Below are 17,365 nucleotides of genomic sequence, written 5' to 3'. Positions count from 1 at the left end.
CTTGCGTGAGCGCCCAGGCGCTGGCGGCCCTGGGTGGCCAGAACACGGTGACGGGGTTTCTCGACCTGCGCTCGGCGGTTGGCCTGGGCAGCGGTGGCGAGGTGGGCTCGAGCGCCTTGAAGTCGAGCCTGGACAATGGCCTGCGAGGTCGCGGCCGGGTCGAGCTGGATCACCAGGCCGACGGCCTGCGCACGCTGGTTTCGGCGGACCTGGAGCTGGAGCACAAGCGCATGCGTTCGGCAGCCGACGAAAACGAAAGCACTGCCAGGTTGTGGGAAGGGTACGTCGAATGGGAAGGCGAGACGACCAGCTGGCGCATCGGGCGGCAGGTGATCCAGTGGGGGGTGGCGGACGAGGTCAGTGTGATCGACAGCTTCACACCCCAGGATTTTCGCAGCTTCCTGATCCATACCCGCTTCGAACGCAAGTGGCCGGTGACCGCGGTGAGCGGTCGCTACTTTCTTGATGGCGGCGATTTCTTCGAGGTGCTTTGGCAGCCGCAGTTCCGTCAGGACCTGCTGGCCCAGCCAGGCGAGGAATGGAGCCTGTTCGTGGAGAACAACTACGTGCGCGGACTGGGGTTAAGCGAGCGCTCGACCAAGGTTGAAGGTGGTCCGCTGGGCGACAGCGTGTTTGCCGCTCGGCGAGTGCTGCGGCGCGACAATTATGACCTGTCGTTCAACTATGCCTACCAGTTCGAGCAGATGGCGGCATTTCGCGCCGATATCCAGGGCTTCGACGCCAGCGGCAGGGCAGTCGGTACCGTGCAGCCTTATCACGCCCGCCAGCACACCACGTCGATGGCGTTCGAGTCGGGGCGTGACGGGATCGGTGTGCGTGGCGAACTGGCGTACGTCACCGATGCCGGTTATGTCAGCTACGACATGGCTGTGCCGGGTCTGGTCGAGCGCCGTGACACGCTCAGGGGAGTGGCCGGCATGGACTACACCTTCGCCTCGCGGACCTACATCAACCTGCAGTACACCCTCGACTACATCCGTAACCACAACGGCAACATGCAGCCGGACAAGTACCGGCCAAGCGTGACATGGCGGGTGAACGTGCCGCTCAAGGGCGAGGACCTGTGGCTGGAGTTCCAGGGGCGCGAGTTCATGAACATGACCGACCGTTTCTGGCGCCTGCAATTGCGCTGGCGGGTCACCGACGACTGGGAACTGCGCACTGGCGGAATGCATTTTGCCGGGCATGACGAAGGTATCTTCGGCCAGTTCAGGGATAACGATCAATTGTACGCAGGGGTTCACTATTACTTCTGATTGACAGGGCAATGTAGTTGCGCGCGCATGTTCATGCGGGCCATTTGCAGTAAATGCGATCGTTTGAAACGGGAGGATATGACTGTCCGTCCCTTGGCCGCGATCGCCTGTTTCATGGACTTTAAAGGTTTTATTCATCCTACAAAGGAGCGTGAAAAATGAATGTTGGCAATGATCCGATCATGATGAACGAGTACCAGATTCGTATCGCGGCGGCACGTGAGAAGTTTGCCGCCCGTGACGATGTCCAGGCGTTGTTCAACGCGCCGATGGACGCGCCGTTGGTGAACCTCTTCATGATCTACTGGAGCGCCATGAGCGCGGCACTGACTACGCCTATTCCGGAGTACCTGGCCACGGCCGGCGTGCGCTGCGAGGCCCTGGGCCTGAACAGGCTGGCCGAGTTCTTCAAGGAGCACACCGAAGAAGAAGACGGTCACCACGAGTGGGCGGCGGCGGATGTCCACAAGTTGGTGAACCTGTGGAATGCGAAGTATCCGGGAATGCCGATCAATACCGACGACTTGCTGGTTTCCAATCTGACGCCTTCGGTGCGCCGTTATCACCAGTTGCACAAGGACGTGGTGGCCGGAGATGCACCGTGGGCCGAACTTGCCATTGATGTGGAGATTGAACTGATCACCACCCAATACGGCCCAGCACTGTTGAAAGCCTGTGCCGCAGCGCTGTGTGAAGAAGGCCAGCAAAGTATTTCCTTCCTGGCCGAGCATGTGAGATTCGACTTTGGCCATACCGATACCAACTTCCGCGTGGTCGCCGAGTTGCTCGAAGCCAAGCCTGAATACACCCAGCACCTGGTCGCCATCGGCGAGCAGGCACTGACCGCCTATGGCGATTTCCTTGGGGAGGCCCTGCAACTGGCCCGGCAAGCATACGCCCGCCTGCCACACGCCCAGGTCGCCGTGAACGCGTGACCTGACACGGACCGTTATCGGAGCACGACAAGGATAGAAAGGAGCTGGTCGGTATGTTCAAGAAAGTATGTGTCAGCTGCCTGCTGACCGACGACGTCGAAGGCGTGGCGCTGGATTCGGACGGCACCTGCAACCTGTGCCGCATCTCGCAGGCGGGGGGGCGGTTGCGCCAGGACGCGCAGCGCATGCGCTTCCAGCAGGACCTGGAGGCGACTTTGCGCGCCGCCAAGGGCAGTGGCAGGAAGTACGACTGCATTGTCTCCTTCAGTGGTGGCAAGGACAGTTGCTACCTGCTGCACCGGCTGGTGGTGGACTACGGCCTGAAGGTGCTGGCGTATACCAGCGATTTCGACATACCGGCCAGGACCTGGGACAACATCCGGCGGACGGTCAAGGCACTCGGGGTGGACCATCACGTGCACCGTCCGGTCCAGAGCGTCTACCGGCGTTTCATCCGCCATCTGCTGATGAACCAGGGCCCGAAGGGGGCAGTGCACACGGTTTGCTATTTCTGGCTGGACATCCGCGAAGGGGACCTGCTGCGTTTTGCCGTGGAGAAGGACATCCCGTTGATCTTCACCGGCTATTCACCCGGCCAGCCGGAGCCCGAGCGCATGCTCTACGAGATGCCGGCGGAGCGTATCGCCCAGGATTGGACGCCCCATGAACTGTTTGCCAACGGCGTGTTCAAGGAACACGAGCGGGCGCTGTTCTGGAACCCGCAACGCCATGGCGAGGGCATCAAGCTGCCGCGCATCCTCGCGCCGTTCCATGCCTGGGACTACGACCAGGCGCGCGTCACCAACACAGTCATCGAACTGGGCCTGGTGCAGAACAAAGTGCATGCCAACCCGGTGTTGAGCAACTTCACCCTGAATTGGCTGCTGATGTATTCGGATCTCAAGCTGCTTGGCTACAACCCGTACAAGCCCGAGTTCGCCAAGCTGGTTCGCGAAGGCAAGGCGGGGCGGCGCAAGTGGCTGCTGATCTTCGCACTCATGGACTTCATGGTCCGTCGGCGGATCTTCATGGGGCGGCACATCGACCGCTCGCTGCGCGAGCTTGACCTGCGTCTGGAGGATCTGAAGATGGCGCCGCTCGAAGCGCCACCCCCGTCCAGGGTGGTGAGGCGCGTTGCTGACCAGGCACGAGACTGCGCCTGAAGGCTTGACCGACGCCGCCACGCGCCTTGGTCAGCAAGGCGCGGGCGGCATGCACGAGCGGGTGGCCGGCTGTTGGCCGAGCACCTGCCGCGGATGGCTTACCACGGATGGTTGAATGAACGATCTAGCGCTCGCTGGCGACCTTTTCGCAGGTTGCTCGGATTTCCAGTTTTCCCACGAGGGCGTGACTCGCCAGGTCTTTCGCCTGGGCGAGGGGCCCGCGGTGGTGCTCATGCACGAAGTCCCCGGACTGCACGATGGCGTGGTGCGCCTGGCCCGGCGGCTTGCCGATGCGGGCCTTGGCGTGTGGATGCCGGTGTTGTTCGGCAAGCCAGGGGTGCGGGTCTCGGCGTTGTCGGTGGCCGGTTGCATGGGCCAGGTCTGCATCTCGCGGGAGTTCCGGGTCCTGGCCAGCCGGCGCAGCAGCCCGATTACCGACTGGCTGCGGGCCTTGGCCCGAGCGGCGCACGCGGCCAGTCCAGGCCCAGGAGTGGGGGTGATCGGCATGTGCCTGACCGGTGGCTTTGGCTTGGCCATGATGGCGGACCCTGCAGTCATCGCCCCTGTGTTGGCAAACCCCTCGCTGCCCTTCGCCCTGTCCGCTGCCAAGGCCGGTGCGCTGGGTATCGAGCAGGACACGCTGGACGCTGTCGTACGGCGCTCGACCGAACAGGCCATTCCTGTACTCGGCCTGCGCTTCACCGGTGACCCGGCGGTCCCAGACGCCCGTTTCGAAAGCCTGAAGCAGGCTTTCGGCGAGCGTTTCGTCGCTTGCGAAATCGACTCGTCGGCGGACAACCCCCATGGCATCGGGCGTTGGGCCCATTCGGTGCTGGGCGTGAGTTATGTCGACGAACAGGACCACCCCACTTACCTGGCCCAAGAGGCGGTGGTGGCATTTCTCCAGGCCCAGTTGGGCCTGGGCCAGCCAGGAGAACACGCATGCAAACCATAGAACTGGCCAGGCTGATCGCCCCGGTGCTGTTGTTCGTGATGATGATCGGCATGGGGCTGGGCCTGCGCCGCAAAGACTTCGTCGACCTGCTGCAGGCGCCGACCGGGGTCGCCATCGGCACCTTGGGGCAGGTGCTGCTGCTGCCATTGATGGGGCTCTGGGTGAACTGGGTGTTTGCGCTCGACGGCACCCTGGCCCTGGGGGTGATCGTGCTGTGCCTGTGTCCGGGCGGGGTGGCCTCAAACACCATCACCTACCTGCTCAAGGGCGACGTGGCGCTGTCGATCTCGCTGACCGTGATTTCCAGTTGCATCGCCTTCATCAGCGTGCCGCTGCTGGTGGCGCTGGCGCTGGCCCACTACGGCGTTCTCGGCCAGACCGTGCAACTGCCGATGGCCGACACCGTCGTGCGCCTGTTCCTCCTCACCTTGTTGCCCTTGGCCTTGGGCATGGGGCTGGCGCGGCTCTGGCCGACTGCTTGCAAACGTCTGGAACCGCTGCTGCGGATACTCGGCTTCGCGTTCCTCATGCTGATGATCCTGGTGGTGGTGGTGAAGGAATTCCCGCTGCTGCAGGCCTATGCCGCGCGCCTGGGCTTCAGCCTGGTGGCGCTGTTCGGCAGCACCATGGGCCTTGCCTGGCTGGCAGCCAGGATGGCGGGGCTCGGCAGTGCCCAGACCCGTTCGATCACTGTCGAGATCGGCATCCAGAACAGTGCCCTGGCGCTGGTCATCGCCAGCCTGCTGGGCAGTGTCGACATGGCGATCCCGGCGATTCTCTACAGCGTCCTCGTCTGCCTGGCCGCGTTGCTGGTGGTCACGTTGCACGCCGTTGCTGCTCGCTGGCGCGTGCACCCGACCAACCCCGGGCAGCGGCCGGTCGAACCCTTCGGCGATGGACGACTCATCGGACAGCACTCAGGCGCCGCGGCGCGCAAGGATTGATCGACCATGAACTCGGCAAACATCTTCATGCAATTGCTGGTGATCCTCGGGGTCTCCCACTGTCTGGGCCGCGTCAGTTTCTGGTTGGGTCAGCCCGCAGTCATCGGGTATCTGTTGACCGGCGTGATCGTCGGGCCGATGGTACTGGGCGCGATCGATCCCGGCCTGACCGGCGCGTTGTTCGCCAACGTCACCGGCCTGATGGCGCTGGGCAAGATCGGCCTGATCTTCATCATGTTTGGCCTGGGGCTGGAAACCGGCTCGGGGAGCCATGGTGGATCGCAGGCCAAGGCTGGTGGGGCGTTGCCGATCGCGGTGTTCGGTTTCATCGGCGCGGGACTGGCTGGGGTGCTGCTTGGCTATGCCAGCCACGGCGTGTTCTCCGGCCATGTCGATCGGCTGCCCTACATGCTGTTCTTTGGCGTCGCGATGGCGGCCACCGCTGTCCCGGTGCTGGCCGGCATCCTCGCCGATCCGCGTTTTCTCCACCACCGGCTGGCGCCGCTGGTGATGAACGCAGCGGTGATCACCGACATCCTCGCCTGGTTCGCCCTGTCCCTGGTGCTGGTGCTGCTATCGAGCACGGGCTCGGCGAGCATTCTGTATTCCGGCATCACCCTGATCGTGCTGGTGGCGGTGGCCGAGTTCGTGGTCAGCCGCCGCCTGGTCGCGCCTTCGTCCGCGACCGCCGGCAGTGATCCGTCACGGCCACTGGTCGCGGCGCTGATCGTGCTGTTCACCTTCTGTGTCATCACCGACCTGGCCAACGCCCACGTGACCATCGGCGCCTTCATCGCCGGGATCGCCTTCCGCCGTCACCAGGGCCTTCGCGAGTTCTGGGAAAAGGGACCGCAGGCCTTGGTCAACCTGTTCTTCGCACCCCTGTTCTTCGGCACGGCGGCGATGAACGTGAACATCGAGGCAGGTAGCTGGTCGGGCCTGCTGGCATGGGGCGGTTTGTTCCTGCTGGTCGGCGCGCTGGGCAAGGCCGGGGTCTCGTACCTGGTGGCGCGCTGCACGGGGCTTTGCCGTCCCGACGCATTCGTCGTGGCGACCCTGATGCACACCAAGGGGGTGATGGAAATCATCCTGCTGACGGTCGGGCTGGAGATCGGCGTCATCACGGCCGACCTCTACGCGATTCTCATGGTTGTCGCGCTCGCGGCGACGGTCATCACTTTGCCGATCGTCCGGCTTATCCGGCCGCGCGAGCCTGCGCCCACCGCCTCAAACGCACGGGTCGTGGCAACGCGCGAAGGTCGAGAGCGGCCAGTGCTGGAAAACCCTTGAGCAATGACGCAACTGGCAGGGAGGAGCACGACACGCATGGATCTGGGCTTCGAAAGGTAGCGATAGGGATGTTCTCGTTCAATCGATAGGAAGTGAAGCTGATGAGACCTTTGTTGAGTACAGACGTAGAAAAACGATGTGTTGACGAGGCAGGGGGGACCTGGATCCTGAGCGTCGACGATGTCCGGGGCACGGCGCGGCTATGTTCGCTGAGCGAGTTGGCACTGGTGCTGGAGACGACCCTGGCAGTACGCGTGGGCCAGGTGCTGACACTGCAGGGCCGCGACGACATCGCTCGGCGCGACCTGGCCTTCGAGGCGCAGGTCGTGCAGGTGGAGGCCATCGGCGCGGCCGCGCGTTTGCATTGCCTGCCTTGCGAAACCTGCAATGGCGGGCAATGGCCGCGCGAGGTGAAGCACCTGTGCCAGCGCCTGAGGGTTGACCAGGCGATCGCCGAGGCTGGCGAACAGCCGGATCACCAACCGCGTTGCCCGGCCAGCGAACTGCACTCCAGCGCACCGGTGTTGCTGGGGCAGGCCAAATCGATCGACGACCGCGAGGCCGCCTATCGCCTGGTCTATGGCGCCTACTTCCGCAAGGGCCTGGCAGCGCCCGCGCAGAATGGGCTGTACACCAACAGCTTCCTGCTCAACCCGCAGACCGTGACCTTCGTCGGCAAGGTGGAGGGGGAGGTGGCGATGACCCTGACCTCGATTCCCGACTCGGTGGCTGCCTTGCCGATGGACGCGGTGTTCGAGGATTGCCTGGCGCCCTTGCGCAAACAAGGTCGCCGTCTGGTCGAGTTCGGCATGCTGGCGGTGAGCACCGAGCACTTCGGGGCGATGAACTACAGCATCCATGACCCCGAGCGCATGTTGTGCGTGTACTCGCTGTTCCGCATCGCCCTGCAACACGCCAAGTTCACCCGCGGCTGTACCGACGTGGTGTTCGCCGTACCGCCCAAGCACCAGGCCTTGTACCGCTTCATGGGGGTGAGCGCGATCTCCGAGGTGCGCTACTACAGCAACTACAACACCCCGGCCGTGGCGATTCGCATCGACCTGCTGTCGCTCGAACTGCGCCCGCATGTGCGCCAGTTCCTGTTCGGCAACCCCATGGCGCAGCTCCAGGATATCGGCTTGACCGAGTGGTCCGTCCAGGCCCTGGCTCGGCTGTTCGGCAGCGGTGCGGTGCAAGGTGCGCCGCAGGACGTCGCAGCGCATTTCAACAGTGAAACCCAATAAGACAACAGGGAGAGTGATAGCAATGGACAAAGTGATGAATTCCGGCAGTTTCGCCCACGTGGATTTCCCGACCATCGACCTGACCCACGACCCGAAGATCGACTGGCTGACCCGTAGCCAGTACTGGGCGGATTTCCTCCGCCGCTACTATTTCGTCGGGCGCAAGGAACATGGCCCCTATGGCTCGCAGGCATGCATCGAGCGCACCCGGCGCATCGAGGCGCGCATCCAGGAGCAGTCCCGGGCCTACGGCGACGCTCCGACGCTGCCGGTGCCGGAGGTCGAGCTCAAGGACCTGTCGCCGGAAAACTTCCACAAGATCTACCTGGAACCCAACACCCCGGTGGTGTTCCGCGGCGCTGCCAAGGACTGGGAGTCAGTGCGCAAATGGACCCCGCAATACCTTGCCGAGCACTACGGCGATGTCAAGGTGGCGACCCGCGTGCGGGGCAACGAACTGAACGAGAAGGCGCTGCAGTACATCGACCTGCCGATCGCCGAAGTGGTGGAGAACATCCTTGGCGGAGGTACCTACTACCCGGGCCACACCGAGGACCTGTTCAACAAGCACCCCGAGCTGCGCCAGGAACTCGACCTGCCGACCCTGGGGCGCTACCTGAGCACCCGCGACAAGCGGATCATGTCGACGCAGATGTTCCTGTCTGCCGGCGGGGTGATTTCGGGCTGGCACTGCACCGGGGGACCGAACCTTTTCACCATGATCAGCGGCGTCAAGAAGTGGACCTTCGTGCATCCCAAGCACTCGATGTGGATGCACCCGATTACCCGCAAGGACATGTTCTACGCCGCAACCATGCTCGACTGGCGCAAGAGCCACGACGAGATCGAGGCCGACGGCTATCCGCTGTATCGCTACATTCCCAAGTACACCACCACCCTGGAGGCGGGTGACGTGCTGTTCTCGCCACACTGGTGGTGGCACTGCGTCGAGACCCCGGTGCCTTCGCTGGCCATTGCCTCGCGGGCGATCAACAAGATGATCATGGGCAACAAGATGTTCTCGCTGATGTGGGTGACCTCGCCACGCTTCCGCCAGACCGTGATGACCGTGCTCAAGGAAGGCTGGGGCTCGGACAAGGCGACCGGCGCAAAGCTTGCGTTCGAGTTCGACACCGAGGAATTCGTGCGGCGCGTATCGCTTTAAGCTCCGGTTGAAAAGAGCCCGGCTGTTACACTGGAGTTGCCCCGGAGGCCTGAACCGCCGGGGCATCGACCAAAACACCGGAAGTTATCTAAAGGAGTAGATATGAGCGTTGTTCTGTACAGCTACACCCTGTGTGTCCTGGTGCTGTTCGCCAAGATGTTCGCGATCTCGCTCTACCAGGGCGCATACCGGATTGGCCGCCTGACCTTCAAGAATGCCGAAGATGCCGGGTTCGTCGGCCGCCCCGCCAGTGCCGAGGAATTGCCGCAGGTCTCCCGCGCCTCCCAGGCGTGGATGAACGACCTGGAGAACATTCCATTGTTCTTCGTGCTCGGTGGCATCTACGTGCTGCTCGAGGGACCGGCAGGGCCTGCGGTATGGCTGTTCTCGCTGTTCACCGCTGCACGCATCGTGCACACCGTGACCTACCTGGCGCGCTGGCAGCCATGGCGGACCCTGGCCTATGCCGTGGGTGTCGTCTGCCTGTTTGGTATTGCCGGGTTAATCATTGCTCAGCTGGCCGCCAGGGCCGGTTGATGCACCGACGACAATGAAAGGATCGCCATCGCGCGAGGTACACCCATGGGCATGGATGCAATCATTCGATTTCTGATCAACTGGCGCAGGTTGAATGCGCTGTGGGTATTGATTGCCGTGCTGGCAATCGCGCCCGGTGCGCTGGGACTGCGGTTCGACGCGTCAATCGACTCCTTCCTGCCTGAAGGCAACACCGAGCGCCAGCAGTACGAAGCGTTCAAGCAGCGCTTCGGTGAAGACCGCATGGTGGTGATTGCCCTGCCACCCCAGGCGTTGTTCAGCGACCAGGCGATGGCCAGGCTCGAGGCGGTCACCGAGCGCTTCAAGCAGTTGCCCGACGTGGCCAAGGCGACCAGCATCGCCTCGGTCAACATCATTCATGGCCAGGAGCAGGCGCTGGATATCCTGCCGGTGGCCGAGGCGCTGGCCCAGCCGACGCAGTACGATCGCCAACGGGTGCTCGACAAGCTGCGCGCCAGCCCCTTGTACCAGCGTGACCTGATCTCGCCGGACGGGCAGGTGGCGGCGATCCTCATCGAGGTCCGCTCGGCGGCTGGCGAAGGCAAGTTCGAGCGGATCCTGGCGAGCGTGGCGCCGATCATGCAAGGCAGCGGCTTCACCCTGTACCACGTCGCCGGCGAGCCGGTGGTCGAGCAACAGGTGACCAGCGACATGTGGAAGGATCTCAAGGTCTTCATTCCTCTGACTTCGCTGGTGCTGCTGGTGTTGCTGCTGGCGTTCCTGCGCAACCTGGGCGATGTCTGGGTGGTGATGGCCGTCGTGACCCTGTGCACGGCGCTGCTGCTGGGCAGCATGGGACGCCTGGGGTTGCCGATGAACGCGGTCACGGTCGGCCTGCCGTCGATCATGATGTGCGTCGCCGTGCTGGATTGCCTGCACCTGCTGGATACCCACCGGCAGGGCCTCAACGACGGCCTGCCGGTGCTCGAGGCCGCACGTCGCTCGCTGCGGCAGAACTTCGTGCCGTGTTTCCTCACCTCCTTCACCACGGCCATCGGCTTTCTCACCCTGGCGGTCAGCGAGGTGGCGCCCATCCGCTCGTTCGGCGTGATCGCCGCGCTGGCGGCAATCCTTGCCTATGTGCTGTCCTACCTGGTGATGCCGTTCCTGCTTGAGTGCGCGCCGGCCAGGCGCGTGCGACGGTCCGAGCACAAGCACCATGCCAGGTGGGTGGAGCGCCTCGCGCCGTTGTATCGTTCGCCGCGCACGCTGCCGTTGCTGACGGTCGCGGTTGTGGCCCTGGCGCTGCTGCCGATCGGTCGCCTGCATGTGGAAGCCTCGTTCCTCAACTTCATCGATCGGTCAGCACCGGTGAAGGTGTCCACGGACTTCGTCGAGCGTGAGCTCGGTGGCGTGTCCAACCTTGAGGTCAGCCTGCGGACCCAGGACAAGGGCGGGGTACTCGAACCCGCTGCGTTGCGCGAGATCGCCGCGCTGCAGGATTACCTCGGGCGAATCCCTGGGGTGGACAAGACCTTGTCGGTGGTCGACTTCCTGCGCGATATCCATCGCGAGATGAATGGAGGCGACCCGCGCTTCCAGGTATTGCCTGACAGTCGGGAGGCGGCCGAGCAATACGTCTTCACCTACTCGCTGGCGGGGCCGGACCACGAACTGACGCGTTTCATCGACTACGACAACCAGTCCACCCGAGTGCGCGTGCGCCTGCAGCAAATGCCTCACGCCCAGCTGCAGCAGGTGCTTGACCAGGTGAACGATTACCTCGACCGGCAGCCGAGTGTGTTCGAGCACAGCCTGACATCGTACTCGGTGATGCAATCGGCGATGGTCAAGTTGCTGCTCGACGGCATGCTGTGGAGCATCCTGTTCGCGGTCGCCTGCATGCTGGTCGCGTTTTACCTGCTCATTCGTTCGTGGAAGATCGCCGCCGTCGCAGTGGTCGTCAACATCATGCCGCTGGTGGCGGTGTTCGGTGTGATGGGGGCCTTGGGCCTGTCGATCAATGTGGGTACCTCGATGATCGGCTGCATCATGTTCGGCCTGGTGGTGGACGCAACCCTGCATTGCTTCTACCACGCGCGGCACGCCCCGGCGCACCTGTCGGCCCAGCAACTGGTGGTGATGATCTTCGAGGACATTGGCGAGGCGCTGTGGACCGGCGCGCTGGTGCTGTGTGCGGGGTTCCTCGTGCTCGGACTGGGCGAATCCTATTTCACCCGCCTGTTCGGGGTGTTCTGCGCCTTGGCGATCTTCGTCTCGCTGTTCTGCAACGCCGTGGGCATACCCTACCTCATCCACCATTTCGCCAGGCGCACCGAACCCAGCGCCGATGTGTCCGGCATTGCGCTTTCCGAACGCTGATTCAGTCAGACGATCTGTTCGAGGAATTAACCGATGATTGACTTGTATACCTATGCTACGCCAAACGGTTGGAAGGTCTCGGTGATGCTGGAAGAGCTCGCCACTCCCTACCGGGCCATTCTGGTGGACCTTGCCGCGCGGGAGCAGGAAAGCGAAGCCTTCAGGGCGTTGAACCCCAACAGCCGCATTCCAGTGATCGTCGATCGTGATTCAGAGGACTTTTGCGTCTTCGAGTCCGGCGCCATCCTGGTCTATCTGGCCCAGAAGCACGGCGCACTTCTGCCCGAGGAGACCAAGGCGCGTTCGACGGTGATGCAGTGGCTGATGTTCCAGATGGGCGGTGTCGGCCCGATGATGGGCCAGGCCAACGTCTTCAACCGTTACTTTCCAGAACGCATTCCAAGTGTGATCGCTCGCTATCAGGCCGAAAGCAAGCGCCTGTTGGCTGTGCTCGACAGGCGTCTGGCCGAGCATGAGTTCCTGGCCGGGGACTACAGCATCGCCGATATCGCCAACTGGTGCTGGGCCCGCGGCCACGAGTGGTCGGGTGTCGATGTGCAGGACCTGCCGAACCTGCGGCGCTGGCTGGCGGTTATCGAGCAGCGCCCCGCAGCGCAACGTGGCGTGAAGGTGCCGTTCGATATCAGTGATGTCTTCGGTGCCGGCCGCACGGCCGAGGCTAGCGAAACCTATGCACAGCAAGGGCAGCGATTGTTCGTGCCCTAGGGTCTGTACGAACGCAGTATGGGCGAGTGCAGATACATTTCGTACGGAGCCTGAGCCTTGCCGGCTGCCTGGTCGCCGACCGGGCCGTCTTAGCCTGCAACACTTGACTGGCCGGCTCGCAGCAATGCGGGCTGGAGGGGCCAGTCATCTAAAAATTAAACAAGAATGGTATGGAAATCAGATGTCCAAACAACCGGTGATGGTGAGTAGATCGGGTCGTCCCAAGGATCAAGCGAAGCGCAAGGCAGTCCTTGAAGCGGCTAAGAGCCTCTTTCTGAGCAAAGGCTACGAGGGGAGCAGCATGGATGCGATCGCCGCCGAGGCGGGGGTCTCGAAGCTGACTGTGTACAACCACTACAGTGACAAGGCGACGTTGTTCTCGGCAGCCATCACAGCCAAGTGCGACGAGCAGCTGCCAGAGCGGCTGTTCGAGTTTTCGCCGCATGCCAGTATCGAGTCGGTTCTGCTCAAGATCGGTGGCAAGTACCTGGACCTGATCTGCAGCAGCGAGGCGGTCGCGCTGCAACGCATCATCGTGGCGATGGCCCGTCAGGAGCCGAAGCTGGCCTGCATGTTCTACGAGGCGGGTGCACAGCACATGCTCAAGGAGATGACCAAGTTGCTGATGCGTGCTTCGCTTGCAGGTCGTCTGCGCGTCGAGGATGCGCAGACGTCGGCGAAACGCTTCTTCTGCCTGCTCAAGGGTGATGACTATTTTCGCGTACTGATCGGCCTGTGTGCACCGCTGCAGGGGGAGCACGCCGAAGCGCACGTGCGTGAGGTCGTGTCGATGTTCATGGCTTTGCATGGCGGCGCGGTGCCGAGTGCCGAAGGCATGGTCGAACGCAGTCTGGGGGGCGGGTACCGATCGCGCATGCTGTTCAGGCCGGTGTTGAGCAGCCTGCCGCAGCAGATAGCCGGCGTCGGCAGGAGCGACGTCGGGGCAGGCCATCTTGGAGAAATCGACAGGAATTAAAAAGCCGGCTTGTGGCCGGCTTCTCGGGGACGGTCTTGGCTCATTTTTGATAAGCCGCAACCGCCTTAAACAGTTGGCAACATGGCCTGAAAAAGATGGCGGACGGCTGTGTGAGACGTCGCCAGGCCCTCTGGAATGCGGCTTGCACCATCAGGGGGCATGATGTGCGGCGTAGCATACCCGTGTGTGTGGCACATGCCCAGCAAAAAGTGAGGTGCTTCAGCCGGGGCGTGCCGGGCGCAGGCTCGACCACCAGAACACCCAGCCGAGGATTTCCACGTTCTGCACCCGGCGCTGATAGGCCGTATAGCGTTCACTGGGGTGGTTGAGGCGGTCATGGCTGTGCAGGCACAGCGTGCCATTGTGGCCAAGGGTGAGGTGTTGCACCCGCAGGCGACCGTTGTGCAGCAGGGCGTAGCATTCGCCTTCGACCACCCGGGTGCAGCCGCGCTCGATGGCTAGCAGGGCGCCCTGGGGCAGCAGCGGGGCCATGTTGTTACCTGGCATGCCGAGGCAGATGGCCTTTTCTGCGTTGACCTGCAGGCACTCCAGGGCTCGCCGGGGTATCGGCTGATAATGCCCTGGTAGCGCCTGCAGGCTGCCATCGCGCACCTGGTGCAGTGGCAGGTGGATCAGGTCCGTGTCCAGGGCCTGCAGCGGCGGCGGCAACGCCAGGGCCGGTGCCGTTGGTGTCGCGGGAGCCAGAGGCGTCGGATGCTTCGGTCCCTCGCCACTGCGCAGCCAGCGCCTGCGTACGCAGAACAGGTCGGCGATTTCATCGAGCCGGGCCTGGGGCACGCCGCGCTTGAACCAGTTGTTGACGTGCTGCGACGAGACCTTGCGCTGGGCGGCAAAGTCGGAAGGGGTCAGGTGGCACTCCAGCAGGAGGGCTTTGAGACGGTCACCGGATGTTTTCATGGTGTCGAGTCTATAGGCCCTCGTTCGGTGTGGAAATCAACCCGATGTAGAGGAATTTTGTAGGAAATGTGCTGGTTTGTAGGTATGCGCGTAGGAGCGGGTAGGAAGTTTCGTTTTGCGCGTTATCGCAGGGCAAGCCCGCCACGTGTCCGGTACACGAATACGTGCGGGCCTGTCTCGCGATGACGTCTCAGGCTTTGTTCAGATACATCCGCGTGGTCAGCAGATACACCGGCAATCCCGACACGACGATCAGCAATGCCGCATAAGGTGCCGCCGCCGCAAACTCGACGTTGGCAGTGTGCGCCCATACCTCGGTGGCCAGTGTGGTCATGCCGGTCGGGCTGAGCAGCAGGGTCGCGGTCAACTCCTTCATCGCATCCAGGAATACCAGGGCGAACGCCGCCGCCATCGCCGGGAAGATGATCGGCAGGGTGACCCGGCAGAACGCCGCGAAACTGCTAGCACCCAGGGTGCGCGCGGCTTCTTCCAGCGTCGGCGAGGCCTTGTTCAGCGCGGTGCGCACCGGCGACTGCGCCAAGGGCAGGAACAGCAAGGCATAGGCCAGGATCAGCAGCGCGGTGGTCTGGTACAGCGCCGGCACATAGTGCAGGGCGAAGAACACCAGGGTCAGGGCGATCACCAGCCCGGGCAGGGCGTGCAGCAGGTACGGCAGGCGCTCGGCCCAGATCGCCAGGCGCCCCTTGTAGCGCACCACCAGGAAGCTGATCGGCAGCGCCAGCAGCACGCAGAAACCGGCGCCGCCCAGGGATACCGACAGCGAGGTGGCCAGGGCCTTGCCGATGGCCGCGACCGGGAAGGCCGCCGACGAACCGACGCTGAGCCAGTAGCCGAGCATCGCCAGCGGAATGCCGCTGCCCAGCACTGCCAGGGCCAGGCAGAACAATTGCCCCAGTGGCATCCAGCCGCGCAGGCGCAGCGGCTGCGCGCGACGAGCGACACCCTGGCCAATGCGCACATGGCGGGCCTTGCCGCGTACCCGCAGTTCCAGCCACAGCATCGCCAGGCACAGCACCAACAGCACCGCCGAGAGCATGGCCGCGTTGGCGTTGCTGAATTCCAGCTCGAACTGCTGGTAGATCGCCGTGGTGAAGGTCTGCAGGCCGAGGATCGACAGGGCGCCGAACTCCACCAGCATGTGCAGGGCGATCAGCAGCGCGCCGCCCAGCATCGATGGCCACAGCAGCGGCAGGGTGATCTTGTGGAAAACGCCCCAGCGGCCGCAGCCCAGCGTGCGCGCCGATTCCTCCAGCGAGGTGTCGAGGTTGCGCAGGGTGGCGGCCACCGGCAGGAACACCAACGGGTATTTCGACAGCGCCATCACCAGAATGGCTCCACCCAAGCCCTCGAAGTCCGAACTCAGCGACACCCAGGTGAAGCTGCTGACAAACGACGGCACGGCGAACGGCAGGCACAGCACCACGCCCCACAGGCGCCGCCCCGGCAGGTCGCTGCGCTCCAGCAGCCAGGCCAGGGCCACGCCAACCAGCAGACACAGCACGGTGACGCCGACCATCAGCATCAGGGTGTTGCGCAGCAGACCCCAGACAAACGGGCGCCAGAGCAGGCGCAGGGCTTCGTGCCAGCCGGCTTCCCAGGCCTTGAGCCCGACATAAAGCAATGGCAACAGGCTCATCGTCACCAGGAACAACACGGGCAACACCACCCAGACGGAGGGTCGCTTGCGCTTCGGTACGAAGCGCGACAAGGCGGGCGAGGGCAGGGCGGCGGTCATCAGAGCAGGCCAACCTCACGTTCAAGCTCGATCGCTTCCTCGGCATTGCCAAGGTCGGCCGGCGAGATCTTCGGCGGGCGCAGCTCATCGAACGGCTTCAGGCCACGGTCCGAGACCATGCCTTTGTGCAGCGGGTATTCGGCGGTGGTCTGGGTGATCACCCGCTGGCCTTCTTCACTGGCCATCCAGTTGAGCAGGGCCTGGGCCTCCTTGGGGTGCTTGCTGGCCTTGACCACCGCGGCGCCGGAAATGGTCACCAGGTTGCCAGCATCGCCATCGGCCAGGTAGTAAAGCTTGGAGTCCAGCTTGCCGCGCTCGCGCTCGAGGGCATACCAGTAGTAGTTGTTCACCAGTACCGCGGCCACTTCGCCTTTTTCCACGGCCTTGAGGGCCACCATGTTGTTGGTGTAGGTCTTGCCGAAGGCTTTCAGGCCGGTCAGCCATTCTTCGGTGGCTTCGCGGCCATGCATCTTCAGGATGGCCACGGCCTGTTCCTGGAAGGCGCCGCTGGTGGGGACGTAGCCGACACGCCCTTCCCATTCGGGATTGGCGAAGTCCATGACCGTGGTCGGCAGGTCTTTCTCGTCGATCTTCTTCGGGTTGAACACCACGATACGGGTGCGCGCGGTGATGCCCATCCAGGTGCCGTTGGCGCCCACATATTCCTTGGGCATCATGTTCGCGGTGACGTCGTCGATCTTCGCCAGCAGGCCCAGTTCGCCCAGGTTGTTCAGGGGCGGGGATTCCTCGGTGTAGATGATGTCGGCCGGCGAGCGTGCGCCCTCCTCGATGATCTGGCTGGCCAGCTGGTTGCTGCTGCCCTTGCGGATATTGATGTGGATGCCGGTCTTGGCCTCGTAGGCCTTGGCGATGGCGTCACCGATTTCCTTGTGCTGGCCGTTGTACATCGTCAGCGTGACCGGTTCGTCTGCCAGGGCGGCCGGAGCGCCGATCACCAGGCTCAGAACTGCGGCGGCCAGGGTGCGCATCAGCGGTTGCGGGCGGATCGTCATGCGGGTATTTCCTCGCTTACGGCTACATATTTGGAAACAATGGTAAACGAAATTGTTTCTCAAATGGGCGCATGACGGGAAATTCATGGGATCTGTGTAGGAGCGGCCTTGTGCCGCGAAAGG

Annotated in this window: 14 protein-coding genes and 1 pseudogene; 12 read left to right on the top strand and 3 right to left on the bottom strand. The window is 63.4% G+C overall.

All coding sequences use genetic code 11. From position 1 onward, the window contains the following. Window positions 1-5: 5 nt before the first annotated feature. The 12 genes and pseudogenes from PRtIB026_RS00190 to PRtIB026_RS00135 form a co-directional block, all read left to right on the top strand. Complete coding sequence (locus tag PRtIB026_RS00190) at window positions 6-1,277, top strand: DUF1302 family protein (RefSeq protein WP_203650126.1); 1,272 nt, start codon at window positions 6-8, stop codon at window positions 1,275-1,277. Window positions 1,278-1,435: 158 nt separating this feature from the next. Further along, window positions 1,436-2,212 (top strand): hypothetical protein, encoded by a 777-nt coding sequence (locus tag PRtIB026_RS00185; RefSeq protein WP_203650128.1) that lies wholly within the window; start codon window positions 1,436-1,438, stop codon window positions 2,210-2,212. 53 nt (window positions 2,213-2,265) lie between these two features. Further along, entirely contained in the window at window positions 2,266-3,375 is a 1,110-nt protein-coding gene (locus PRtIB026_RS00180) for a hypothetical protein (RefSeq protein WP_203650130.1), read from the top strand. A gap of 115 nt (window positions 3,376-3,490) precedes the next feature. After that, window positions 3,491-4,330 carry a dienelactone hydrolase family protein gene (locus tag PRtIB026_RS00175; protein ID WP_203650133.1) on the top strand — a complete coding sequence of 280 codons (840 nt, stop codon included), beginning with the start codon at window positions 3,491-3,493 and terminating at the stop codon, window positions 4,328-4,330. Then, on the top strand, window positions 4,318-5,274 hold the full coding sequence (locus PRtIB026_RS00170) for a bile acid:sodium symporter family protein (RefSeq protein WP_203650135.1): 957 nt from the start codon (window positions 4,318-4,320) through the stop codon (window positions 5,272-5,274). The genes PRtIB026_RS00175 and PRtIB026_RS00170 overlap by 13 nt, the downstream gene beginning before the upstream one ends. Window positions 5,275-5,280: 6 nt before the next feature. Then, window positions 5,281-6,564 carry a cation:proton antiporter gene (locus PRtIB026_RS00165; RefSeq protein WP_203650137.1) on the top strand — a complete coding sequence of 428 codons (1,284 nt, stop codon included), beginning with the start codon at window positions 5,281-5,283 and terminating at the stop codon, window positions 6,562-6,564. Window positions 6,565-6,677: 113 nt separating this feature from the next. Next, a complete protein-coding gene (locus tag PRtIB026_RS00160) occupies window positions 6,678-7,808 on the top strand; it encodes an N-acyl amino acid synthase FeeM domain-containing protein (protein WP_267813320.1) in 1,131 nt (376 codons plus the stop codon). 22 nt (window positions 7,809-7,830) lie between these two features. Next, entirely contained in the window at window positions 7,831-8,973 is a 1,143-nt protein-coding gene (locus PRtIB026_RS00155; RefSeq protein ID WP_203650143.1) for a cupin-like domain-containing protein, read from the top strand. A gap of 102 nt (window positions 8,974-9,075) precedes the next feature. Beyond that, complete coding sequence (locus PRtIB026_RS00150; protein ID WP_028690310.1) at window positions 9,076-9,510, top strand: MAPEG family protein; 435 nt, start codon at window positions 9,076-9,078, stop codon at window positions 9,508-9,510. A 51-nt stretch (window positions 9,511-9,561) separates the two neighbouring features. Further along, complete coding sequence (locus PRtIB026_RS00145) at window positions 9,562-11,853, top strand: efflux RND transporter permease subunit (RefSeq protein ID WP_203650152.1); 2,292 nt, start codon at window positions 9,562-9,564, stop codon at window positions 11,851-11,853. Window positions 11,854-11,886: 33 nt separating this feature from the next. Continuing rightward, entirely contained in the window at window positions 11,887-12,579 is a 693-nt protein-coding gene (locus PRtIB026_RS00140) for a glutathione S-transferase family protein (protein ID WP_203650154.1), read from the top strand. 181 nt (window positions 12,580-12,760) lie between these two features. After that, window positions 12,761-13,378 (top strand): annotated as a pseudogene (locus tag PRtIB026_RS00135) (TetR/AcrR family transcriptional regulator); the annotation flags it as partial. A 396-nt stretch (window positions 13,379-13,774) separates the two neighbouring features. Here PRtIB026_RS00135 and PRtIB026_RS00130 read toward each other — a convergent pair. The 3 genes from PRtIB026_RS00130 to PRtIB026_RS00120 form a co-directional block, all read right to left on the bottom strand. Next, entirely contained in the window at window positions 13,775-14,473 is a 699-nt protein-coding gene (locus PRtIB026_RS00130) for a LexA family transcriptional regulator (protein ID WP_203650156.1), read from the bottom strand. A gap of 190 nt (window positions 14,474-14,663) precedes the next feature. Further along, the gene (locus PRtIB026_RS00125; protein WP_203650158.1) at window positions 14,664-16,229 is read right to left on the bottom strand and encodes an ABC transporter permease; all 1,566 of its coding nucleotides are present in this window, start codon (window positions 16,227-16,229) and stop codon (window positions 14,664-14,666) included. Beyond that, a complete protein-coding gene (locus PRtIB026_RS00120; RefSeq protein ID WP_203650167.1) occupies window positions 16,229-17,242 on the bottom strand; it encodes an extracellular solute-binding protein in 1,014 nt (337 codons plus the stop codon). The genes PRtIB026_RS00125 and PRtIB026_RS00120 overlap by 1 nt, the downstream gene beginning before the upstream one ends. Between the last annotated feature and the right edge of the window lie 123 nt (window positions 17,243-17,365).

It is taken from the genome of Pseudomonas sp. RtIB026 (assembly GCF_016861355.2).
Classification (GTDB): domain Bacteria; phylum Pseudomonadota; class Gammaproteobacteria; order Pseudomonadales; family Pseudomonadaceae; genus Aquipseudomonas; species Aquipseudomonas peradeniyensis.
Note: the sequence above shows the minus strand (reverse complement) of the source record. Positions and strands in the feature narration are given on the sequence as shown.